Origin of the sequence: Sphingomonas sp. GC_Shp_3 (genome assembly GCF_026540945.1) — a bacterium.
Lineage (GTDB): Bacteria > Pseudomonadota > Alphaproteobacteria > Sphingomonadales > Sphingomonadaceae > Sphingomonas.
Genome location: NZ_JALNUT010000008.1, coordinates 16,779 through 38,904, shown reverse-complemented (window position 1 = coordinate 38,904; position 22,126 = coordinate 16,779). Strand labels below are relative to the sequence as shown.

The window sequence follows — 22,126 nt, the reverse complement described above, 5'->3', positions numbered from 1 at the left end:
CAAAGGGATTGGGAACCAAGCGGCATCCCACCCATATAGGTACGATGGCAAAGCTAGGCGACTGGATCGATCCGCAACCCACCGGCATCTTCGTCAAACCCGCCGGCGTGTGGGTGGACCCGTCGCAGCCGGTGGATCGTGCGCTCGTCACGCATGGCCATGCCGATCATGCGCGCGGCGGCCACGGCGACGTATGGGCCACGCCGGAGACGCTGGCGATCATGGATGCGCGCTATGGCGAGCAGACCGGTCACCCGGTCGGTTACGGGGAGACGGTGACGTTCGGCGACGTCACCGCGCGGTTCATGCCGGCGGGGCATGTGCTCGGCTCCGCGCAGATCGTACTCAAGTACCGGGATGAAACCATCATCGTCTCGGGCGACTACAAGCGCCGCGCCGACCCGACCTGCGCCCCCTTCGAGCCGGTCAAATGCGACGTCTTCATCACCGAGGCGACATTTGGCCTGCCTGTGTTCCGCCACCCCGAAACCGGCGACGAGATCGACAAGCTCACCGCCGCCTTGCGCGCCAACCCGGATCGTTGCGTGCTGGTCGGCGCCTATGCGCTCGGCAAGGCGCAGCGCGTCATCGCCGAGTTGCGCGCACGCGGGTTCGACGATCCGATCTACCTGCACGGCGCGCTGCAAAAGCTGTGCGACCTGTATGTCGCGCACGGCGTCAACCTCGGCGAGTTGCGCCCGGCGCTGGTGGCGAACAAGGCGGACATGGCCGGGCGCATCGTTATCGCGCCGCCCTCCGCGCTGGGCGACCGCTGGTCGCGGCGACTGCCCGATCCGATCACGGCGATGGCGAGCGGGTGGATGCGGGTGCGGCAACGCGCGGTGCAGCGCGGGGTAGAACTGCCGCTGATCCTGTCGGATCACGCCGATTGGGACGAACTGACCGCGACGCTGATCGAGATCGCGCCGCAGGAGGTGTGGGTCACGCATGGCCGCGAGGAGGCGCTGGTGCATTGGTGCGCGACGCATCAGATCCGCGCCAAGGCGCTGGCGCTGCACGGCTACGAGGATGAGGACGACTAATCCGCGCCGGCCAGCGCCCGCGCGCGGCGGCGTTGCACCGATGATCCCAGCCCAAGCGCCTCGCGATATTTCGCCACCGTGCGCCGCGCGATGTCGAAGCCCTTCGCGTTGAGCAGATCGACCAACGTATCGTCGGACAGGATCTTGTCGCCCTCGCCCGCGATCAACGCCTTGAGGGCTGCCTTCACCGCCTGCGCGGACACCGCATCGCCGCCGTCCGCCGACTGGATCGCCGAGGTGAAGAAGTATTTCAGCTCGTACAGCCCACGCGCGCAGCTCAGATATTTGTTGCTGGTGACGCGGCTGACGGTGGATTCGTGCATCTCGATCGCGTCGGCGATCTGGCGCAGCGTCATCGGTTTGAGATGCGCGACGCCGTGGAGGAAAAACGCCTCCTGCTGTTTCACGATCTCGGTGGCCACCTTGATGATGGTGCGCTGGCGCTGGTCGAGCGCCTTGACCAGCCAGTTGGCGCTGGCGAGCATGTCGGACAGCCACGCCTTCGACGCGCGATCGTTGCCCGCCGCGTTCAGCTCGACATAGTAACTGCGGTTGACCAGTACGCGCGGCAACGTCGCTGCGTTGATCTCGATGCCCCAGCCATCTTTCCGCCGCGCGACGTAGAGATCGGGCACGACCGCCTGGCTCGGCTCGCCACCGAAGCGGCAGCCGGGTTTGGGATCGTAACCGCGCAACTCGCGGATCATGTCGGCGAGGTCTTCGTCATCGACATGGCACAGCCGCTTCAGCCGGCCGAGTTCGCCGCGCGCGACAAGATCGAGATGGTCGATCAGCCGCGCCATGCACGGATCGTAGCGGTCCGCCTCGCGGGCTTGCAGCGCGAGACATTCCGCGAGATCGCGCGCGCCGACGCCGGTCGGCTCGAACGTGTGGATCACCGCCAACACCGACTCGACCCGCGCGAGCGGCACGCCGAGCCGGTTGGCGATTTCGAGCAGCGACACGGTGAGGTATCCGCATTCGTCGATCTGGTCGATCAGATGCGCGGCGATGAACAGGTCCGGGCCGCTCACCGCCGTGCCGGCCTGCGCGAGCAGATGATCGGCAAGGCTGATGTCGGCGCTGGCGAACCCATCGAGATCGGGCAGGTCCTCGCCACCCGCGCCGCCGCTCGCGCCGTTGAGGCCGAGCGACCCGTCCATGCCGCTACCGCCGATCGAATCGGCCGCACTGTCGTGGTGGAAGCTCTCGCTCGCGAAATCCACGTCGAGCGATTCGGCATCGCCACCGCCCTGCATCACCAGTTCGTCGGCGCTGGCCGGTCCGTCGCGTGGCGGCGCCTCCGCCTCGCGCGCCTGCGTCGGGCCGTCATCCTCGGGCGCGCTTGCATCGAGCAACGGGTTGCGCTCGATCTCCTCGGCGATGAAGCCTTCGATCTCGAGGTTGGACAGCGCGAGCAGGCGGATCGCCTGCTGCAACTGCGGCGTCATCACCAGCGATTGCGACTGGCGCAGATCGAGGCGCGGCGCGAGGCTCATCGCGTCAGAGCGAGAAGCCCTCGCCGAGGTACAGCCGGCGCACATTGGCGTCGGCGACCAGTTCGGCGGGTGATCCGGTGAACAGCACGCGGCCGTCGTAGATGATGTACGCGCGGTCGACGATTTCGAGCGTCTCGCGGACATTGTGATCGGTGATGAGTACGCCGATGCCGCGCTGCTTCAGTTCGCGGATCAGGTCGCGGATGTCGGCGATCGACAACGGATCGATGCCCGCGAACGGCTCGTCGAGCAGCATGATCGACGGGTCCGCCGCCAGCGCGCGTGCGATCTCGGCGCGACGCCGCTCACCGCCCGACAGCGCCATCGCCGGCGCATCGCGCAGCCGGGTGAGGCCGAACTCTTCCAGCAACTGGTCGAGCCGCTCGCGGCGCTTGGCCGGATCGGGCACGCTCAGTTCGAGCACGGTCATGATATTCTTTTCGACCGAAAGCCCACGGAAGATCGAGGTTTCCTGCGGCAGATACCCAAGCCCCAGGATCGCGCGGCGGTACATCGGCAGCCCGGTGATATCCTCGCCATCGAGCATGATGCGGCCCGAATCGGGCTTCACCAGACCCATCACCGAGTAGAAACACGTCGTCTTGCCAGCACCATTCGGCCCGAGCAGCCCGATCGCCTCGCCACGCCCGACCGTGACCGACACGTCGGTCAGCACCGGGCGCTTGTCGTAGGATTTGGCGATCGACACGACCGAGAGGCCACGCATCGCGGGCTGTTCGGTGATCGGCTGAACCGCTTCGAGGGTGGTCGCGTCGCTCATCTGTCGTCCCGTGCTCGCATGAAGTGGTTACCGCGTGGTTAACGATGCGCCACTTGGCAGGCTTCGTGCATGATCATGCCGCATCGCTCCGCCCGAGGGAAGTCGCCAAAGGCAGAAGGTTACGAAAATGCCCCTTAGTTGCGCTTCGGCACCGAGAAGGTGCCGGTCACGCGCCCACCGCTCAGCGTCGCATGTGGCTGCGCCTGCGCGAGGTTGAGCGTAAGTCGCTGGCTGTGCGTCACGTTGCTCCCTTGCGTCAGCGTCACGTCGCCGATCATCAGGATGGTGCGCGCGTTGAGATCATAGATCGCATATTGGCTGCGCGCGGTCTGGTCGGGCCGCGTCACCACCACGTTGCCGGCCGCGTCGAGCCGCGACACCTGCGGCGATCCATCCACCACCTGGCCGGTATAGGCGACCGTCATCCGCGCCGAATTCAGCGTCAGCTCGGCCTGCTTCACGGATACGTTGCCGGTCAGGATCGCGCGATTGGCCTTGTCCTGCAACTCGATATGGTCCGCGCCGAAATTGATCGGTGCGTCCGAATCATGCTTCTGCTGGGCAGACGCGGGGGCTGCGGCCAGCAAGGCGACGAGCGGGAGCAGAAGGATCTGACGCATCCGCGCTATCTCGTCTTTCGCGGAACGATCCGCAAGCGCGCATTGCCGTCCAACCGCACGATGTGATTTTCCAGATCTGCGGTAAGATGCGAGGCGCTGAAACTGCCCTGCGGCACGTTGCCGGTCACGGCGCCGCCGCTCTGCAACTGCCGCGTTTTCAGGTCGATGGTCGAATCCGTCGTGTCGAGTTTGTAGCCGTCCGCCGAGACGACGTTGACTGGGCCGACCAGCGTCACGCGCTGGCTGTCCATGTCGTAGCGCCCCTTTGGTGCGACCACCTTGGCCGGGCCGTCGCTCAGCTGCAGGCGCGCGGCTAGGCTGTCGATCCGTACCACCGGCTCGGCCGAACTCTTCTGCACGGCCGACCCGGCGGTGAGCGTGAACGGTTGCCCCTTACCGTCGGTGCCGCGATACAGAGCGCTTTGCAGCCGCAGCCGCTCCTTGGCGACTTCAACCTTGTTCTTGTCGAGCAGGAAGCTGACATCGCCGCCGGTGGTGAGCGGCATCAGCACGAGGAACGCCGCCAGCACCCCGACAGCGATCGGCAGCACGATGCGAAGCAGCGCCACCGTGCGGTCATGGCTGCTGCCGGGCGCCGCCCAGACTTGGCGCGGCGTGCGCGGTGGAAGGACGAAGCCGGCCACGGATCACATATGCGCGAAGATGTCGATCTCAGGCCATCCGGCGAGATCGAGCTCGGCGCGCGTCGGCAGGAAGTCGAAGCACGCCTGCGCGAGCGCGGTACGCCCCTCGCGCGCGAGTCGCCGGTCGAGCTCCTCGCGCAGCGCGTGGAGGAAGCGTACGTCGGAGGCGGCATAATCCTTCTGCGCGTCGGAAAGCACCGGGCCACCCCAGTCGGACGATTGCTGCGCCTTGGAAATATCCTGACCGAGCAGCTCGCGCACCAGTTCCTTCAGGCCATGACGATCCGTGTAGGTACGGATCAGCCGCGAGGCGATCTTGGTGCAATAGACCGGCGCCGCCGTGACGCCGAGATAGTGGCGGATCGCGGCCAGATCGAAGCGACCAAAGTGATACAGCTTCACCCGCGCCGGATCGGCCAGCACCGCGCGAAGATTGGGCGCGGCATAGTCGCTGCCCGGTGAAAAGCGGACGAGATGCTCGTCAGGGCCACCGTCCGACAGTTGCACGACGCACAGCCGGTCGCGCGGGGTGATGAGCCCCATCGTCTCGGTATCGACGGCGATGTCCACGCCGGGCGCGAACACGTCGGCGGGCAGGTCTTCTTCATGGAGATGAACGGTCATGGTGCCGCCCTAGCCGGGAAGCGGGTCCGCCTCAATGGCTGCCGCGCGCAACCTTGCGGGCCTTCGCGCGCCGCTGCCAGATGTTCAGCCCCTCGATCGCGCCCGAAAAGCCCATGGCGGTGTAGATATAGCCCTTCGGCACATGCGCGCCGAAGCCTTCGGCGACCAGCACCATGCCGACCATCAGCAGGAAGCCAAGTGCGAGCATTACCACGCTGGGGTTCTTGCCGATGAAGTTGGCCAGCGGGTCCGCGGCGACCAGCATCACGCCGACCGCAATGACAACGGCGACGTACATGATCGCGACATGTTCCGTCATGCCGACCGCGGTGAGGATCGAATCGATCGAAAAAACGATGTCTAGCGCGATGATCTGGAGGATCGCGGCAGTGAAGGTCAGCTCCGCCGCCTTGCGCACGCCACCTGCTACCGAGTCGGTCTCGACCGCCGGCGCGTCGACGCTGTGGTGGATTTCGCGAGTCGCCTTGTACATCAGGAACAAACCGCCCGCGATCAGGATGATGTCCTTCCACGACAGCGCGGTTTCGAATGACGGCTCGCCGTGCGCGCCGGCAGGACCGGTGATGCCCAGATCGATCACCGTCGCCTGCAGGCCGATGATCCAAGCGATCGCGGTGAGCAGCAACAGCCGCATTGCCAGAGCAAGGCCGATTCCGGTGCGCCTGGCACGCTGGCGGGTGTTTTCGGGCAGCTTGTTCGACAGCACCGCGATGAATATCAGATTGTCGATGCCGAGCACGATCTCCATCACCACCAGCGTGGCGAGCGCCGCCCAGGCGGCCGGATCGGCGAGGAGCGCGAGGGCAGACATGCCCCCGCTGTGCCGTCCGCGCCACAGTGTTGCAAGCATCTCGTACGGAACCTGCCGCAATTTCGACGAATTTGTTTTCAGCGCAGGCGATTTTAGGTTAGGTAGGCTCGTGGCGCGATTGGTTTGGTGCCCAAAGACCTGCGTTTTCGTCCGGCGCATGTTTCTTGGATGGTGATTTGGACGAGCCGGGAAGACGAACAGGGCATGAGTTTCGATAAAGGACGCCGCGGAGAGCGCGGTGGGCGCGGACGCGACAAGCGCGATGGTTTCGGCGGCGACGAGTTCGGCGGCGGCAGCAGCTTCGGCGGCGGTGACCGGTTCGGCGGCGGCGGCGATCGCTTCGGCGGCGGTGGTGGCGGCTTCGGTGGCGGCGGCGGCGGTGGTCGCGGCATGCCTCCCCAGGTCGTTGGCGAAGGCACCGGCACCGTAAAGTTCTTCAACGGTCAGAAGGGCTTCGGCTTCGTCGTTCGCGATGACGGCGGCGAGGATGTGTTCGTGCATATCTCGGCAGTCGAGCAGGCCGGCCTGACCGGTCTGGCGGAAGGCCAGCAGCTCGGCTTCACGCTTGTGGATCGTGGCGGCCGTATTTCGGCAACCGATCTCAAGATCGAGGGCGAACCGCTCCCCGTCACCGATCGCGGCCCGCCGCGTGAGCGTGATGCGGCTCCGGGTGGCCCGCGCGGCGCAGCCGGTGCCGGTGGCCCGCAGCGTCAGCTGACCGGCGAGAAGTCGACCGGTACGGTCAAGTTCTTCAATGCGATGAAGGGCTTCGGCTTTATTCAGCGCGATGATGGCCAGCCCGACGCGTTCGTGCACATCTCGGCTGTCGAGCGTGGCGGCATGTCGACCCTTAACGAGGGCGACCGGCTCGAGTTCGAGCTCGAGGTCGATCGTCGCGGCAAATATGCAGCGGTGAACCTCACCTCGATCGCCTGACCTTTTCGGTCAGTCGAAAAAATCAAGACCCGGCGTGCTTTAGGGCGCGCCGGGTTTTTGTATGTTGGCTTGGGCGCAAGCAATCCCGATATCGATGCTAGGATATTTCGGGAGCTCATCATGATCCGCCGCGCTGTTGCAACTGCCGCCTTGTTGTTCGCCGCCCCTGCCTTCGCGACACCCGCGCCGCACATGCCGATCACCAGCTTCGAACAGCTCGCCAAGCCGCTGCCGCTGCCATATGACGAACAGGCCAATGCCAAGGCCGCCGTCGCCGCCGCGAAGGCGCGCGCGAAGGCGGGGCACAAGCTGCTCATCATCGATCTCGGCGGCAACTGGTGCCTCGACTGCCGCATCCTCGCCGGCACCATGGACGTGCCGACGCTGAAGACGTGGCTCGCGCGGCATTACGAGATCGTCACGGTCGATGTCGGCCGCTTCGACAAGAACCTCGATATCCCGGCGCATTACGGCATCACCGATCGTTTAAAGGGCGTGCCGAGCCTGCTGGTGGTGGACCCCAAGACCGACAAGTTGCGCAACGCCGGCCGCACTGCCGCGCTCGCCGACGCGCGCTCGATGAATCCGCAAGGCCTCGCCGACTGGCTGGCGAGCTGGACCCGCTGAGGCGGATCAACCTAAGCGGCGGAACTCACGCGCCCAGGTCCACGAACGGCTAAGAACGATGCGCCGGGCGCTCTTACGCCTAGGCGCCGGCGCAATGGGCGCGAGCCGGCATCACGTGATGAGCTTGCGTAACCCCGCCACGGTGTCCGCCTCGGCTGCGGGTTTGTCGGTGCGAATCCGGGCGATGCGCGGAAATCGCATCGCCACGCCGGATTTGTGTCGCTTCGATTCGTGGATCGAATCGAACGCAATCTCCAGCACCATCGTCTTGGCGACTTCGCGGACCGGGCCGAACCGCGCGGTGGTATGCGCGCGCACGAAACGGTCGAGCATCTTCATCTCGTCATCGGTGATGCCCGAATAAGCCTTGCCGACCGGGAGCAACTCGCCGTCTTCGGTCCAGCAGCCAAACGTATAATCGGAGTAGAACGACGATCGCCGCCCGTTGCCGCGCTGCGCATACATCATCACGCAATCGGCGATGAGCGGATCACGCTTCCACTTGTACCACAGGCCGACTCGCCGCCCCGATACGTAAGCCGAATCGCGCCGCTTGAGCATGACGCCCTCTATGGCACCGTCGCGCGCACCGGCGCGGATTGCCTCCAGCGCGGTGAAATCGGGCGCGGCGATCACCGTGCTGACGTCGAAGCTCTCCGCCGGAAGCGTTTTCGCGAACGCTTCCAGCCGGGTACGCCGCTCGGTCCACGGCCGGTCGCGCACATCCTCGGTGCCGTCGAACAGAATATCGTACAGCCGCACGAACGCTGGCGACTCGGCCAGCATTTTCGCCGAGACGACCTTGCGCCCGAGTCGTTGTTGCAGCGCGTTGAAGCTGGCCGCGCCACCCTCTTCAGTGGCATGGCCCTGCGCATCGCCCTTCACCATCAACTCGCCGTCGAGCACGCCTGGCACGACGAAGGCGCGCGCCACCTCGGGGAAACTGCGCGTGATGTCGTCGCCTGCGCGGCTGTAGAGCCGGGTCTCGCCCGCGACATGGACGATCTGGACGCGAATGCCGTCCCACTTCCACTCGGCGGCATAGTCGGCGAGATCGACGCGCCCGTCCTCAAGCGGATGCGCGAGCATGAACGGGCGAAACACCGGCGTGTCGGCAGCGGTCGGCTGCGCACCCTCGCCTTGCGCCCACGCGAACAGCGTGGCGTAAGGCGGATCGATCCCGTGCCACAGCTCCTCGATCGTATCGATCTCAAGATCGAACGCTTGCGCGAGTGCGGTTTTGGCGAGCCGCCCCGAAACACCGATCCGCAGTGCACCCATTGCCATCTTGAGCAACGCGAATCGCTCGTTTGCATTGAGCCGGTCAAGCATCGCCGCGAGCGCCGCCGGCGCATCGGCGCGCGACAACGACCCGAGTCGCGTCACCACTGCCGAGAGTGACAACGCCCCGGTGTCGCGCGGCGGCACGAGCGGGTCAGGCCACAGCAACGACACGGTTTCGGCAGTATCGCCGACATAGTCGCGGCTCATCGCGAACAGCACCGGGTCGACACGCTCTTCGACCAGGGTGCGGATCAGCGCGGGCTTGATCGCAGGCAGGTCGAGATCGCCGGTCAGCACCGCCATCGCCCAGCCCCGATCGGGATCCGGGGTGGCGCGCAGATAGTCCACGATCAGCTTGAGCTTCGCGTTGCGCGACCGCGTGTAGATCAGCGAATCGAGGAGGTGCGCGAAAGCTTGCATGGCGGATCAACCCTGCGCGCGGCGTGCGGGTTCCGTCAGTGCTTTGCACCTGTTAGCAGGTGCAGCATGCGCCGCCTGCTCTTCGCCCTGTCGCTGCTTGCCGCCGTTGGGTTGACGGTGGCGGCCTACGCCTTTGCCGAAGCCCGCCGCGATCCGGTGGTGCGACGCGCGACGATCGCACTGCCGTTGTGGCCAACGGGCGAGCGGCCGATTCGCGTTGCACTGCTCAGCGACCTTCATCTTGGTTCGGCGGCGAGCGACGCAGCACGACTGCGCCGCATCGTCGCACAGGTCGATACGTTGCGACCCGATCTGATCCTGATCGCGGGCGACTTCATTTTTGGGGACCGCGCGGATGGGGCCGTCCTGCACGGCCCGGCAATGATCGCGCCGCTGCGCGCGCTACGTGCCCCGCTCGGCGTGATCGCGGTACTGGGCAACCATGATTATCACACCGGCGCCGAGGTGGTGCGGCGCCAGCTACAAGCGGCGGGCATCCGCGTGTTGCGCAATCAGGCGGCACGGGTCGGGCCGTTGTCGATCGGCGGGATCGATGATTCGGTCACTGGCCACGCGAAGGTGGTGGCGGCGACCGACCTAGCGCGCAAAACACCCGGCGCGCGCCTGTTGCTGACGCATTCGCCCGACGTGGCGCGCTTCCTCGCACCGGACATGACGCTGCTGCTCGCCGGGCATACGCATTGCGGGCAGGTCATGCTGCCGCTGATCGGCCCCCTCGTGGAGGTGTCCGCACCACGGTACCGGTGCGGAATCGTGCACGAAAAAACACGCACGGTGATCGTGACCGCCGGCATCGGCATCAGCGGCGTGCCGTTCCGGCTCGGCGCGCCGCCCGATCTGTGGCTGCTGACGCTGGGACCAAAAGCGGCGCGGTAACCGTCGGGCGCTACCGCGCCGGTGCGGGTCAGGCGTTGCGGCTGGCCTCGAACAGGAACCAGGCGCGCTCCTCGGCCTGATCGGTCCAGTCGTCGAGGATGCCGCTCGTCGCGTTGTCCTTGGCCTCGTCGACGATATCCTTGGCTTCACGCAGCTTCTCGACCAGCTTGAGATTATCCTCGCGCAGTTCGATCAGCATGCGTGCGGCCGGCACGAAGTCCTCGTTGTTGTCGTGGATCGACTGATGGCGCGAAATGTCGCCGATCGAGCGCAGCGTGGTATTGCCGGTCTTACGCACGCGTTCCGCGATTGCGTCGGTCGTGCCGATGATCTGCGCAGCCTGATCGTCGAGCATCAGGTGGTAATCGCGGAAATGCGGACCGGACACGTGCCAGTGGAAATTCTTGGTCTTCAGGTACAGCGCGAACGAGTCGGCAAGGATGCCGTTCAGGGCTTCCGCAACCGTCTTGGCGGCGTTGCTCTTGATATCGGTCGGGGTTTTCAGCGCTTCGTCGGTCACGGACGACTCCTGTAAGGTGATGATCGTTGCGGTAACGGTTCGATAGCCGAAACGCTCCGTTCCTATCGCTGCAAGTTTGCGATCGCCGTGATCGAGCGATCAGATCAATCGCAGCGCTGACAGGCCGGAGACGATGCCGACCGCACACAGCAATACCCCGGTGCCAAAGCGGATGGCGCGAATCGGCAGTCTCGCCCGCACGGCCTCGCCCGCCAGCACGGCAGCAGCGCTGACGAGGCCAGCACCGAGCGTCGCGCCGACCGCCGCCAGCACCGGCGCATCGCTGCGCGCGGCGAAGGCAAGCGTGGCAAACTGGGTGCGATCCCCAAACGCGAGGATACCCATGCCGAACAGGCTGGTGGCAAACGCCCCGATCCGCCATTTCCCCAGCCGATCGGGCGGCTTGAGGCGCCCGAACGCGCCCAAGCCCGCCGAGATCAGCGCCATTGCCAGCAGCAGCGCGCGCGCGTTCGGCGTCAGGTGCGCGGCGACGATGCCGCCGCCATAGCCTGCGATGCCGTTGCCGATCGCCAGCGCGATCACGCTCGCGACGATCACCGTGCCGCGCCGTTCGAATCGGTCGCCGAGGATCGCGGCGAGCCACGGCGTCCGGTCGCCAGCCTCAATCAGGATCGCGGCGACGAACGCCGCCATCAGCGCATCCATACGCGGTTCAGCCTCGGAGTATCGGGGTCGTCATGGCCGCCTGGCTGCACCGCACAGGGTATCGGTGGCGTTAACGCACCCGCGTCCGCTTGACATTTCGTCGACGCTCCGCCATCGGGCTTCGCCTGAGGGGCGGCCCATGCGGCCGCCTTTGATCGTTTTACCGTATTTGCAGGATTAGGGCTCATGGCCAAGCCGACCACCGTCAAGATCAAGCTCATCAGCTCGGCTGACACCGGCTTCTTCTACGTCACGAAGAAGAACCCGCGCACCAAGACCGAGAAGCTCAGCTTCAAGAAGTACGACCCGGTCGTGCGCAAGCACGTCGAGTTCAAGGAAGCCAAGATCAAGTGATCTGACGGGCGGTCGCATGGCCGCTTGAAGATGGACATTGCGAGCCGCGGGGTTGCCTCCGCGGCTTTCTTCGTGCGCTTAGGGTGCGATCAGCGCGTTGACCGCTGCTACGAATCGCATCAACGAGATTGGCTTGGAAATATACGCGTCCGCGCCGGCGCTGCGGATCCGCTCCTCGTCCTCGCGGCCTGCATAGGCCGTCACCGCCATGATCGGGATGTCACGCAGCGCTTCGTCGGCCTTTAGCTGGGTGATGATCTCGAAACCGCTGACGTGTGGCAACTGGATGTCGGTAATGATGAGGTCTGGCGCGAACGCACGCGCGCACGCCACCGCCTCGCGCCCGTCGCGCACCCCCTCTGTCACGAAGTCGTGGGCGCGCAGCAGATCGCAGAAAAGTTTGAGGTTGAGTTCGTTGTCCTCGACAACGAGCACCCTTTTTGCCACGTCCCAGCCCACCTCAACCGAATTGAAAGCGCTGGTTACTGAATGCGCGCGCCCGATACAAACCCTGACGCCACCCAATTGGCGCTGCAAGCGCTGGTGTGGACGCTCGCCGAACCCGACCGGGCGCTCCGGCTGCTCGAAACCACCGGACTAATGCCGGCCGATCTGCGCGCGCGCGCCGGCGAACCGGCCGTGCTGGCGGCGGCGCTCGGCTTTCTGGAGGCACACGAACCCGATCTGATCGCCTGCGCAGAAGGGCTTGGCGTAAAGCCCGAGGCGATCGTCGCCGCGCATGCCGCGCTAGATGGCGGATGGTTCGAGGCATGAGCCGCCCGCTGCTCATAACCGATTGCGACGAGGTGCTGCTGCACATGGTGCGGCATTTCGGCACCTGGCTGCGCGAATCGCATGACGTGACGTTCGACTATCGCGGACCGGACATGTTCAACGCGATGACACGCGCCAATGGCGAGCGGCCCAGCACCGAGGAGATGTGGGGCTATCTCGGCGGTTTCTTCCCGGCCGAAATGGAGCGGCAGACGCTGGTGCCACATGCGCGTGAGGCGCTCGTCGCGCTCGGGGAGGTGGCCGATATCGTCGTACTCACCAACTTGCAGGATCATGTCCGCGAGGCGCGGATCGAACAACTTGCGGGTTTTGACATCAACCTCCGCGTCGTGACCAACCAGGGTGGCAAGGGCGATCCGGTCGGTCGACTGGTGGCGGAATATGGTGCGAATGTCGCAGTATTCGTCGACGATCTCGCCGTGCATCATCAATCGGTCGCGGCCCACGCGCCGCACGTTCATCGGCTGCACATGATTTCCGAACCCGATCTCGCGCCCAACGTGCCGCCCGCGCCGCACGCCAACGCCCGCATCGATGACTGGCGCGAGGCGCAGGCGTGGATCGCCGCTCGCTTCGCCGCCGGCCTGCCCGCTTCCTGACCCGCCCGCTCCCTGACACCACGAGAGACCGACCATGACCGACGTTATCGACCGCAAGCTCGCCGAACTGAACCTCACCCTGCCCGCCGCCGCCGCGCCGGTCGCGGCCTATGTTCCCACGGTCGAAGCGGGCGGCATGCTGCACGTTTCCGGCCAGCTTCCGTTCGATAACGGCGCGCTGATGACCGGCCGGCTTGGTGAGGATCGCGACGCCGCCTATGGCGCGGACGCCGCGCAGAAGTGCGCGCTGATGGTCGTCGCGCAGATCAAGGCTGCACTGGGCGGTCTGCACCGCGTCGAGCGGATCGTGAAGCTCGGCGTGTTCGTCAATTCCGCGGCCGACTTCACCGATCAGCCCAAGGTCGCCAACGGCGCGTCCGAGCTGATGGTCGCGCTGTTCGGAGAGGCCGGCAAGCACGCCCGCAGCGCGGTCGGCGTGCCCGTCCTGCCGCTCGGCGCGGTGGTCGAGGTCGACGCGATCGTGAAACTCGCCGACTGATCGTACAGGATCGCCCCGGCGCGGAGCCGGGGCGGCCCGCTTATTTGGCCTCGGCCAGCAGCACCTGTGCGCTCGGCGTCGTCCAATCCATGCCGCCGACCATGCGCCACACTTCGTGACCGGTCGAATCGTACAGGATGCTGGTCGGCAGGCTGGCGTTGAAGGCGATGCTCAGGCCGACCTTCGCATCGAGATAGGGTTCGAGGTGGCGAAAGCCGTTCTTGAGGAAGAACGCGCTCACCGCCGCACGGTCCTTGTCCTGGCTGATCGCGGCCACGCGCATCCCCGCTGCCGCCTTGTCGAGCGTCGGCATTTCCGCGACGCACGGGCCGCACCATGTCGCCCACAGGTTCACCAGCACCGGCTTGCCCTTGAACGAGCCGATCGTCATCGGCGTGTCGTGCGCGTCGACGAAGCTGACGGTGGGTGCGGCCTCGCCCTTGTGGCTGCGGTCGATCGTGCCGATCGTGTCGACCGGCACCTTTTCACCCTCCTTCGGCGCGGACGTCGTATTGTCGTCAGCTCCCGGTTGCGCGGCGGCGGGCAGCGCGGCGGGGGTCGCCGAGGGGTCCGCCTTCGGGACGGCTTGCCCCCGGGTGGAGTCTTGCTTATCGCCGCAAGCGGCCAAGCCTAGCAGCGCCACGGCAGGGAGCAGCACGATCGTCGAGCGTAAGGACATGAAGGACGCATCCAATGCGATGTGGGGCGGCCGTTTCGCGGAAGGGCCCGCGGCGGTCATGCGCGAGATAAATGCCTCGATCCCGTTCGACAAGCGGTTGTGGCGTCAGGATCTCGCCGGATCAAAGGCGCATGTCGCGATGCTGGGCAGGACCGGTATCGTCGCGGCAGAGGATGCCGAGGCGATCGCCACCGGGCTCGACACCGTCGCTGCGCATTACGAGGCAAATGGTGTTGCCGAGGATATGGTCCTCGAAGACATTCACATGCAGAGCGAGGCACGGCTCGCCGAGGCGATCGGACCTGTAGCGGGGCGGCTGCACACCGCACGCTCTCGCAACGATCAGGTCGCGACCGATTTCCGGCTGTGGGTGCGCGATGCGATCGATCAGGTCGATGCGGCACTGAAGGGCTTCCAGCTCGCGCTGCTCGCCCGTGCCGAGGAACATGCGGACAGCGTAATGCCCGGCTTCACCCATCTGCAAAGCGCACAGCCGGTCACGCTCGGTCATCATCTGATGGCCTATTTCGAGATGACCGCGCGCGACCGCAGCCGCTTTGCAGACGCACGCGCGCGCGGCAACCGCAGCCCGCTTGGCTCGGCGGCGCTCGCCGGCACCGGCTTCCCGATCGACCGCGACATGACTGCCGCCGCACTGGGGTTCGACGGGCCGACGCGCAACTCGCTCGATGCCGTGTCCGACCGCGACTTTGCGATCGAATATCTCACCGCCGCCGCGCAGGTGTCGCTGCACCTGTCGCGGCTGGCCGAGGAGTTCATCCTGTGGGCGTCGCAGCCATTCGGCTTCGTGTCGCTGTCGGATCAATGGTCAACCGGCTCGTCGATCATGCCGCAGAAGCGCAACCCGGATGCCGCCGAACTGGTACGCGGGCATAGCGGTCGGATCATCGGCTGCCTCACCGCGTTGATGGTGACGATGAAGGGCCTGCCGCTGGCGTACTCAAAGGACATGCAGGACGACAAGCCGCCGGTGTTCGAGGCGCATGATCTGCTCGGGCTATCGATCGCGGCGATGACCGGGATGGTGGAAAGCGCGACGTTCCGCACGCCCCGCATGCGCGCCGCCGCCGAGGCCGGCTTCTCGACCGCGACCGATCTTGCCGACTGGCTGGTGCGCGAGGGCGGCATCCCGTTCCGCGAGGCGCATCACATCACCGGTCGCGCGGTAAAGCTGGCGGAGGAACGCGGCATCGCGCTCGATGCGATCCCGCTCGACGACCTCAAGGCGATCGACGCGCGCATCGACGATCGCGTGTTCGGCGTGCTGTCGGTGGATGCCTCGGTCGCCAGCCGCACCAGCTTCGGCGGCACCGCGCCCGCGCGTGTCCGCGCGGCGATCGCGGCAGCGCGGGAGACGCTGGCATGAAGCGGCTCGTTCCTCTCGCGGTGCTGATAATGCTCGGCGGCTGCGGCGCCGCCAACGATCTGCGCCCGACCAGCACGCAAAAGCCGCTCGTCACCCCCTATGGCGCGCGCACCACGCCGACCGCGACGCAGTTGCTCACCCCGTCGAGCCAGGAACGCCCCGAACGCAGCGACGAACTGCTCAAGAAATCGGATACCCGACGCGGCGACGAGTTCGACCTTCCACCCCACAACTGAACGGCAAACCCGATGGATCATTTCGCGCTGGTCGATGGCGCCCTGCACTGCGAAGGCGTGTCGCTGGAGCGCATCGCGGCGGAGGTCGGCACGCCCGTCTACGTCTATTCCGCCAGCGCCTTCACGCGCCAGGCCGAGGTGTTCCGCGCCGGCCTTGCGGGGGTAAAGCGCAAGCACCTCGCCTATGCGATCAAGGCCAATCCCAATCTTGCCGTGCTGCGGTTGCTCGCCAACGCCGGCTACGGTGCGGACGTGGTGTCGGGCGGCGAACTCGCGCGTGCGATCGCGGCGGGCATTCCGGCATCGGACATCGTGTTCTCGGGCGTCGGCAAGACCGTGGGCGAACTGACCAAGGCGCTCGATGTCGGGCTTGGCCAGTTCAACCTCGAGCTTGAGGAGGAGGGCGTCGTGCTTGCGCAGATCGCCGCCGCCGGTGGCACGGTCGCGCAAGCGGTGCTGCGCGTGAACCCGGATGTCGACGCCGGCACGCATGCCAAGATCTCGACCGGCAAGGCGGAGAACAAGTTCGGCGTGCCGATCAGCGAGGCGCGCGCGATCTTCGACCGGCTGGCCGGCCTGCCGGGCCTCAACCTGCGCGGCGTGGCGATCCACATAGGCAGCCAGTTGTCCGACCTTGCCCCGCTCGAGGCAGCCTATCGCCGCATCGGCGCGCTGGTCGCGGAGCTGCGTGGCGCCGGGCACACGATCACCCATGTCGATCTCGGCGGTGGTCTCGGCGTGCCGTACAAGGCGGGCGACGTGTTCCCCAGCCCCGAGGCATACGGCGCGATGGTCGCGCGCGTCACCGATGGTTGGGACGTGACGCTGATGTTCGAACCCGGCCGCGTGATCGCGGGCAATTCGGGCGTGCTGCTCACCAGGGTGATCTGGGTCAAGCCCGGCGTCACCAATCCGTACGTGATCGTCGATGCCGCGATGAACGACCTCGCCCGCCCGGCGATGTACGACGCGTGGCACGATTTCGAAGCAGTGCGCCCGACTGGCGAACGCATGACCGCCAACATCGCCGGTCCGGTGTGCGAGAGCGGCGACACGTTCGCGATGGCGCGCGACATCGACGTGGTGAAGTCGGGCGATCTCGCGATCTTCCGCACCGCCGGCGCCTATGGCGCGACGATGGCGAGCACGTACAACAGCCGGGCTTTGGTACCCGAAGTTCTGGTCAGTGGCGATCGTTACGCGGTGGTGGCGGACCGTATCCAGCCCGAGACGATCCTCGCCGCCGAACGCCTGCCGGAGTGGCTGACCGCGTGACGCTCGCGAGCCTGCCGATCTTCGTCGCGGCGCGCGGTCGGGCGGTGATGCTGGTGGGGAGCGGCGAACCTGCGGCGGCCAAGCGCCGCCTGCTGGAGCGCGCCGGTGCGGTACTGGTCGGCGAGGACGGGACGGCGGCCCTCGCCATCGTAGCGATCGAGGATGATGCGGAGGCGCACGCGACGGTCGCGCGGCTGAAGGCGCGCGGCATCCTCGTCAACGCGGTCGACCGGCCGGCTTTGTGCGATTTCACGCTGCCTGCGATCGTCGATCGCTCGCCGGTGATCGTCGCGATCGGCACCGGCGGCGTCTCGGCGGGGCTGGCCGCGGCGCTGCGCCAGCGATTGGAGGCGCTGCTGCCGCCGACGCTCGGGCGACTTGCCGAGGCGCTGTTCGCCGCCCGCGCCGCGATCCGCGTTCGCTTCCCCGATGCCGGCGCGCGCCGCATGGCGCTGGGTGCGGCGTTTGCGGAAGGTGGCGCGCTCGATCCGTTGGCGGCGAACGCCGGCGTGGACGCTTGGCTCGATCAGGCGGCGCGGGCCAGCGGAGGCACCGTGCACATCCGGCTGCGTTCGGATGATCCCGACGACCTGACGTTGCGCGAGGCGCGCTGGCTCGCGCAAGCGGAGCGGGTGGTGGCGGACGGCGACGCGCCCGAGGCCATTCTCGCCCGCGCCCGCGCCGATGCGTCGCGAATGGATGCGCCGCCCAGTGAGAAACATCCCGGGCTGACGGTGATCGTCACGCGCTAGCGTGCGTTACTGCGCGCGCACCGATCGCCATGCCTCGGCAATGTCTTCCATCGTGTCGGCCACGCTTCGGAACGGCGCCGGATCGAGGCCGATGCTGGCGTCGATGATCGTTTTCCGCGCACCCGCATACACCCGTGACAATGTCTTTGCGACATCGCCACCGGCATCGAAGTCCAGCCCCGCCTCCAGCGCGAACAGGATCGCGGTGGCCTGCGTCACCTTGCGGCTGCGCATCTCCAGGTTGCGCGCCTCGACTGCCCACGCGACGCTGCGCAGCGCGCGCACCAGTTCTTCATAGAGCAACTGCACCAGCGCCGGGCCGTCGGCACCGCCGGCGCGGCCGACCACGTCGATCTGCCGGTACATCGCCTCCGGGTCGCGCCCCAACGTCGTCGCGTACATCATCCGTTGCTCTGCGCATTCCACGCCGCGATCTGCGCGCTGAGGAAGGTCTGGGTGGATTTGTACGCGGCGACTTTGGAATCCATTGCGGCGAACTGCTGGGTCAGCCGCGTCTTCATCGTCGCCGCATCGGTGGTCGCCTGCGTCTCCGCGGTGGTGACCGTCGTCTTGGCGGCGGTATAGGTCTTGGTGCTGGCGGCGAGACCATAGGTGCTGCTCTGCGCCGCGAGCGTGATCGACTGGAACGCGGCGTTGAGGCCGTCGCCGCTCGACAGCACGCCGGTCGAAAACATCGCCTCAACCGCATCGGGATAGTTGGTCATCGCGCTGGAAAGTTGCGTTGTGTCGAGCGTCAGCGAACCGTCGCGATTGGTGGCCACCCCCAACTCGGCGAGCGTCGTCGGCGTGCCGGCCGGCTGGTTCCGCAACATCGGCAACAGCGTGAGCCCGCGCAGCGACTGCCACAGCGCGTTGGTGGCGGTGTCGTTCTTGAGCGGCCCGGTGATTGGGTCGAGCTGCGTCTTCAGTTCGGTCTGGATCTGGTTGTAGGTGGTGACGAAATCGCTCATCGCCTGCTTGATCGCGGCGGTCGGCTGCGTGGCTCCGAGCGTCACTGGATTGCCGATCGACGCGGAGGCGAGGTTCAACTGCACGCCGTCGATCAGGTCCGACACGGTGTTGCTGGCACGCTCTACGCTGACGCCGTCCAGCTTCAGCTGGGCGTTGCCGGCGGCGCTGTTGATCGTCGTGCCGCTCGGATTGACCCCGACGTTGAACTGCTGGAGCGCGGTCGAATCTCCCGACACGGTGAAGGCGCTGGCGGCGCCGGTCGCACCCTTGATGCTGAGCCGCGCGGTTCCGTCGACATCGGTGATGACGCTGGCGGTGACGCCCGTCTTGGCAAGGTTGATCGCCTTGGCGATGCCGTCGAGCGTGTTGTTGCTGTCGTCGATCGTCACGTTGATCGCGGCCGCGCTGCCGGCGGTGAACGCGCTCATCGCGCCATTCGCGACGGTGGCGGTACCGAGCGTGATGGTCAGCGTGCCGGTACCGATGGTGGCGGTGCGGCTGGCGAACGTCGTGTTGCTGATCGCGGATTGTGCGGTGGCGAGCCGGTCGACCTCGACCGTGGCGGACAGGTTCGCGAGCTTCGCACCCGACAGCGCGGTCGCGGTGAGCACGCTGCTGTTGGTGCTGGTCGGCTGCGCGGCGAGCGTACCGCCTTTCACCAGCGCGTCGAGCGAGGAAGCGAAACCGGTCATGTCGCTCTGCAACTGCGCAATCGAGGAGATCTGCGTGGTGAGCGCGTCTTCCTTGGTCTTCAGCGTGGCGTTCTTGGCGGCGAACGATGCCTGCACGAGCGAATCGACCAGCGCACCGGTATCGATTCCCGACCCGCCGCCGAGCGTCTGAACGATCGAGGAACCGTTGAAACTGCTCGACGTCGAACTGGTGGAGCTCGTCGTGCTCGCCGTACTGGTCGAGCTGGTGCTGCTCGTCGTCGTGGTCACGCTTTACTCCCGGTATCGTACTCCATCGTAGAACGACCGGCGGCGGCGAAAGCTTAGCGGTGTTCTCACCCCTGCTTGACGCCGTTCTCGTCGAAGCGTGCGCTCGGCGGCACCAGCACATGCGGCGCGGGTGCGGTGCCGCCGGCTTGCGTGTTGAGCCGGAACACGAACGCCAGGATCGTCGCGATCGCGTGGTACAGATCGTCGCGCACCTCCTGCCCCTCGCGGCTGGTGTAGTAGACCGCGCGCGCGACCGAGGGGTATTCCAGCACCGGCACGCGCGCCTCCGCCGCCAGCTCGCGGATCGCCAGCGCGGTGACGCCGCGCCCCTTCGCCACCACCACCGGCACCTGATCCTTGCCGCTGTCGTAGCGCAAGGCGACCGCGAAGTGGGTCGGGTTGGTCAGCACGACATGCGCCTCGCTCACCGCTTTGCGCATACTCCGCGTCGCCATCTGATGCTGACGGGTGCGCAAAGCGTGCTTGGCCTCGGGCGAGCCTTCGGTTTCCTTGTTCTCGTCCTTGATCTCCTGTTTCGACATGCGAAGTTTGCCGAGCAGCTGGATGATCTGGATCGGCACGTCTACGCCGGCGATCAGCACCAGCCCGAACGCCATCGCGAACAAGATGCCCATGAACGTGCCGCCGAGCGCGCCGATCGCCGTGGCGAAATCGGACGACACCAAGGCGATCGACGTCGAGCGGACCGACCACAGCATATACACGCCGATCGCGCCGAGCAGCGCGACCTTGAGCAGCGACTTGCCGAGTTCGATCCACCCCTTCGGCCCAAGGATGCGCGCGAGGCCGGAGGCCGGGTTCATCCGCGCTGGCTTGGGCGCGAACAGGCTGGCGTTGAAGCGCAGCGAGCCCAACCCCGCCGAACTGGCGATCGCCGCGACGATCGTCATCGCGAACAGCGAGATCAGCGCGGGCGCGAGTTGCCAGCCGCTCGCCTCCAGCGGCCGCCACGGTTCGAAATCGTCGATGTCAGCGCGACCGAAGGCGAGGCTGGCGGTCATCACGCCCTTGCACGCGCCCACCAGCGAGGGGCCGAACAGCATCAGCCAGCCGCAGCCGGCGAGGATCACCAGTGCGGTGGCGAGATCGCGCGAGCGGAGGACGTCGCCCTTTTCGACCGCGTCCTTCTTGCGCTTTGCGGTTGGTGCTTCTGTCCGTTCGCCGGCATCCTCCGCCATCAGCCGAGCACCAAGGTCTGCATCGCGCGGAGCGCCTCGTCGATGATGACCTGCATGTAATCACCCATCGCCGGGAACGCGATCGCGAGGGAGATCACCCCGACCAGCAGGCTGGCGGGTAGGCCGATCGCGAACAGGTTGAGCGCCGGTGCGGAGCGCGACACCATGCCGACGATCAGGTTGAGGCAGAACAGCAGGAAGCCGACCGGCAGCGCCAGCAACAGCCCCGCCGCAAAGATATAGCCGCCGAAGAACACGATATTCTCAAGCTGCGCCGGCGTCAGCCAGGCATGACCGGGCGGCAGCACCGTGTAACTCCGCACCAGCAACTCGACGAGCACGAGGTGGCCGTTCATCGCCAGAAACAACAGCGTCAGCATCATCGAGAAGAACTGGCCGAGCGCAGGCGTGGAATGGCCGTTCTGCGGATCGATCGCACTCGCGAAGCTGATCCCCATCGACGTGCCGATCAACTCGCTGGCGAGAGTCGGCGCGGCGAACGCGATCTGCAACACGAAGCCGATCGCGAGGCCGACCAAAGCCTCCGCCAGCACGGCAAGAATGGTTACGGCCGAGAAGATGTTGGCCGGTGGCGTCACCGGGTGCGCGGCCAGCACCAGCACGCCGATCGCGCCGGACAGCGACACGCGCACGATTAGCGGGATCGACACCGCGCTGAACACCGGCGCGGCGATGAACGCAGCACCAATGCGGATCATCACGAACAGCAGCGCCCAAAGCTGCGGTTCGATCGAAAGGCCGAACCCAAGCTGGCTCATCGTACGAGGTCTGGGATCCGCTCGAAGATGCTGATCGTGAAATCGCTGATGAGGCCAAGGATCAGCCCGCCGAAAATCGCGATCGCCACGCCGACCACGATCAGCTTGGGCACGAACGACAGCGTCGCCTCGTTGATCGAGGTCGCCGCCTGGACCATGCCGGTGATAAGGCCGGCAAGCAGCGCCGGCACCAGGATCGGCGCGGAGGCGAGCGCGATCACCCACATCATTTGGTTCGCGACGGTGAGGAAGTAATCAGCGTCCAT

Annotated in this window: 28 protein-coding genes; 12 read left to right on the top strand and 16 right to left on the bottom strand. The window is 66.4% G+C overall.

What is annotated here, in order from left to right:
* Positions 1-44: 44 nt before the first annotated feature.
* The gene (locus OXR00_RS14680; protein ID WP_267389036.1) at positions 45-1,043 is read left to right on the top strand and encodes a ligase-associated DNA damage response exonuclease; all 999 of its coding nucleotides are present in this window, start codon (positions 45-47) and stop codon (positions 1,041-1,043) included.
* On the opposite strand, the gene rpoN is transcribed toward OXR00_RS14680, so the two are convergent.
* From rpoN to OXR00_RS14650, 6 genes are all read right to left on the bottom strand, one after another.
* Positions 1,040-2,542, bottom strand: a complete 1,503-nt coding sequence (gene rpoN, locus OXR00_RS14675; protein ID WP_267389035.1) for an RNA polymerase factor sigma-54 — start codon at positions 2,540-2,542, stop codon at positions 1,040-1,042. The two genes, OXR00_RS14680 and rpoN, sit on opposite strands and share 4 nt — an antisense overlap.
* 4 nt (positions 2,543-2,546) lie before the next feature.
* On the bottom strand, positions 2,547-3,323 hold the full coding sequence (gene lptB / locus OXR00_RS14670; RefSeq protein WP_242148538.1) for an LPS export ABC transporter ATP-binding protein: 777 nt from the start codon (positions 3,321-3,323) through the stop codon (positions 2,547-2,549).
* 134 nt (positions 3,324-3,457) lie between these two features.
* Entirely contained in the window at positions 3,458-3,943 is a 486-nt protein-coding gene (locus OXR00_RS14665; protein WP_242148536.1) for an LptA/OstA family protein, read from the bottom strand.
* A gap of 5 nt (positions 3,944-3,948) precedes the next feature.
* Complete coding sequence (gene lptC, locus OXR00_RS14660; RefSeq protein ID WP_267389034.1) at positions 3,949-4,587, bottom strand: LPS export ABC transporter periplasmic protein LptC; 639 nt, start codon at positions 4,585-4,587, stop codon at positions 3,949-3,951.
* Positions 4,588-4,590: 3 nt separating this feature from the next.
* Positions 4,591-5,211: a ribonuclease D gene (locus tag OXR00_RS14655; protein WP_242148533.1), complete on the bottom strand. Its 621-nt coding sequence runs from the start codon at positions 5,209-5,211 to the stop codon at positions 4,591-4,593.
* A 31-nt stretch (positions 5,212-5,242) separates the two neighbouring features.
* Positions 5,243-6,043: a TerC family protein gene (locus tag OXR00_RS14650; protein ID WP_267389033.1), complete on the bottom strand. Its 801-nt coding sequence runs from the start codon at positions 6,041-6,043 to the stop codon at positions 5,243-5,245.
* A gap of 204 nt (positions 6,044-6,247) precedes the next feature.
* On the opposite strand from OXR00_RS14650, the gene OXR00_RS19700 reads away from it, so the two are divergent.
* Both OXR00_RS19700 and OXR00_RS14635 read left to right on the top strand, forming a co-directional pair.
* Entirely contained in the window at positions 6,248-6,979 is a 732-nt protein-coding gene (locus tag OXR00_RS19700; RefSeq protein ID WP_276593119.1) for a cold-shock protein, read from the top strand.
* A gap of 123 nt (positions 6,980-7,102) precedes the next feature.
* Positions 7,103-7,606: a thioredoxin family protein gene (locus OXR00_RS14635; protein WP_267389134.1), complete on the top strand. Its 504-nt coding sequence runs from the start codon at positions 7,103-7,105 to the stop codon at positions 7,604-7,606.
* A 111-nt stretch (positions 7,607-7,717) separates the two neighbouring features.
* Here OXR00_RS14635 and OXR00_RS14630 read toward each other — a convergent pair whose 3' ends face one another.
* The gene (locus tag OXR00_RS14630) at positions 7,718-9,310 is read right to left on the bottom strand and encodes a cisplatin damage response ATP-dependent DNA ligase (RefSeq protein WP_267389032.1); all 1,593 of its coding nucleotides are present in this window, start codon (positions 9,308-9,310) and stop codon (positions 7,718-7,720) included.
* A 66-nt stretch (positions 9,311-9,376) separates the two neighbouring features.
* On the opposite strand from OXR00_RS14630, the gene OXR00_RS14625 reads away from it, so the two are divergent.
* Positions 9,377-10,207: a metallophosphoesterase gene (locus OXR00_RS14625; protein ID WP_267389031.1), complete on the top strand. Its 831-nt coding sequence runs from the start codon at positions 9,377-9,379 to the stop codon at positions 10,205-10,207.
* A gap of 28 nt (positions 10,208-10,235) precedes the next feature.
* Here OXR00_RS14625 and OXR00_RS14620 read toward each other — a convergent pair whose 3' ends face one another.
* Together OXR00_RS14620 and OXR00_RS14615 are read right to left on the bottom strand one after the other, a co-directional pair.
* Complete coding sequence (locus tag OXR00_RS14620; RefSeq protein ID WP_267389030.1) at positions 10,236-10,727, bottom strand: DNA starvation/stationary phase protection protein; 492 nt, start codon at positions 10,725-10,727, stop codon at positions 10,236-10,238.
* A gap of 99 nt (positions 10,728-10,826) precedes the next feature.
* Positions 10,827-11,381, bottom strand: a complete 555-nt coding sequence (locus OXR00_RS14615; protein WP_267389029.1) for a TMEM165/GDT1 family protein — start codon at positions 11,379-11,381, stop codon at positions 10,827-10,829.
* A 198-nt stretch (positions 11,382-11,579) separates the two neighbouring features.
* On the opposite strand from OXR00_RS14615, the gene rpmG reads away from it, so the two are divergent.
* Complete coding sequence (gene rpmG / locus OXR00_RS14610; protein WP_069203621.1) at positions 11,580-11,747, top strand: 50S ribosomal protein L33; 168 nt, start codon at positions 11,580-11,582, stop codon at positions 11,745-11,747.
* 78 nt (positions 11,748-11,825) lie between these two features.
* Here the strand turns inward: rpmG and OXR00_RS14605 are convergent, their stop codons facing one another.
* Positions 11,826-12,194 carry a response regulator gene (locus OXR00_RS14605; protein ID WP_267389027.1) on the bottom strand — a complete coding sequence of 123 codons (369 nt, stop codon included), beginning with the start codon at positions 12,192-12,194 and terminating at the stop codon, positions 11,826-11,828.
* Between the two features lie 42 nt (positions 12,195-12,236).
* Between OXR00_RS14605 and OXR00_RS14600 the strand changes: the two genes are divergently transcribed.
* The 3 genes from OXR00_RS14600 to OXR00_RS14590 are packed head-to-tail and all read left to right on the top strand — an operon-like array spanning position 12,237 to position 13,640.
* Positions 12,237-12,521, top strand: a complete 285-nt coding sequence (locus OXR00_RS14600; RefSeq protein ID WP_267389025.1) for a DUF3572 domain-containing protein — start codon at positions 12,237-12,239, stop codon at positions 12,519-12,521.
* Positions 12,518-13,141 (top strand): HAD family hydrolase, encoded by a 624-nt coding sequence (locus OXR00_RS14595; protein ID WP_267389023.1) that lies wholly within the window; start codon positions 12,518-12,520, stop codon positions 13,139-13,141. The genes OXR00_RS14600 and OXR00_RS14595 overlap by 4 nt, the downstream gene beginning before the upstream one ends.
* 34 nt (positions 13,142-13,175) lie before the next feature.
* Positions 13,176-13,640 (top strand): RidA family protein, encoded by a 465-nt coding sequence (locus OXR00_RS14590; protein WP_242148518.1) that lies wholly within the window; start codon positions 13,176-13,178, stop codon positions 13,638-13,640.
* Between the two features lie 40 nt (positions 13,641-13,680).
* On the opposite strand, the gene OXR00_RS14585 is transcribed toward OXR00_RS14590, so the two are convergent.
* Positions 13,681-14,319, bottom strand: a complete 639-nt coding sequence (locus OXR00_RS14585; protein ID WP_267389021.1) for a TlpA disulfide reductase family protein — start codon at positions 14,317-14,319, stop codon at positions 13,681-13,683.
* On the opposite strand from OXR00_RS14585, the gene argH reads away from it, so the two are divergent.
* From argH to OXR00_RS14565, 4 genes are read left to right on the top strand one after another with little or no spacing between them, the layout of a single operon-like run.
* Positions 14,318-15,706, top strand: coding sequence for an argininosuccinate lyase (gene argH, locus OXR00_RS14580; RefSeq protein ID WP_267389020.1), 1,389 nt, complete (start codon positions 14,318-14,320; stop codon positions 15,704-15,706). The two genes, OXR00_RS14585 and argH, sit on opposite strands and share 2 nt — an antisense overlap.
* Positions 15,703-15,942 (top strand): hypothetical protein, encoded by a 240-nt coding sequence (locus OXR00_RS14575; RefSeq protein ID WP_242148512.1) that lies wholly within the window; start codon positions 15,703-15,705, stop codon positions 15,940-15,942. Before argH ends, OXR00_RS14575 begins: the two co-directional genes overlap by 4 nt.
* Positions 15,943-15,954: 12 nt before the next feature.
* Positions 15,955-17,217 (top strand): diaminopimelate decarboxylase, encoded by a 1,263-nt coding sequence (lysA, locus tag OXR00_RS14570; protein WP_242148510.1) that lies wholly within the window; start codon positions 15,955-15,957, stop codon positions 17,215-17,217.
* Complete coding sequence (locus tag OXR00_RS14565; RefSeq protein WP_267389133.1) at positions 17,214-17,969, top strand: NAD(P)-dependent oxidoreductase; 756 nt, start codon at positions 17,214-17,216, stop codon at positions 17,967-17,969. Before lysA ends, OXR00_RS14565 begins: the two co-directional genes overlap by 4 nt.
* Positions 17,970-17,975: 6 nt before the next feature.
* On the opposite strand, the gene OXR00_RS14560 is transcribed toward OXR00_RS14565, so the two are convergent.
* From OXR00_RS14560 to fliQ, 5 genes are all read right to left on the bottom strand, one after another.
* Positions 17,976-18,374, bottom strand: a complete 399-nt coding sequence (locus OXR00_RS14560) for a flagellar protein FliS (protein ID WP_242148509.1) — start codon at positions 18,372-18,374, stop codon at positions 17,976-17,978.
* Positions 18,371-19,882 (bottom strand): flagellar filament capping protein FliD, encoded by a 1,512-nt coding sequence (gene fliD, locus OXR00_RS14555; RefSeq protein ID WP_267389017.1) that lies wholly within the window; start codon positions 19,880-19,882, stop codon positions 18,371-18,373. Before fliD ends, OXR00_RS14560 begins: the two co-directional genes overlap by 4 nt.
* Before the next feature lie 65 nt (positions 19,883-19,947).
* A complete protein-coding gene (locus OXR00_RS14550; RefSeq protein ID WP_267389016.1) occupies positions 19,948-21,081 on the bottom strand; it encodes a flagellar type III secretion system protein FlhB in 1,134 nt (377 codons plus the stop codon).
* Entirely contained in the window at positions 21,081-21,860 is a 780-nt protein-coding gene (gene fliR, locus OXR00_RS14545) for a flagellar biosynthetic protein FliR (protein ID WP_242148501.1), read from the bottom strand. The genes OXR00_RS14550 and fliR overlap by 1 nt, the downstream gene beginning before the upstream one ends.
* Entirely contained in the window at positions 21,857-22,126 is a 270-nt protein-coding gene (gene fliQ / locus OXR00_RS14540) for a flagellar biosynthesis protein FliQ (protein ID WP_242148499.1), read from the bottom strand. The genes fliR and fliQ overlap by 4 nt, the downstream gene beginning before the upstream one ends.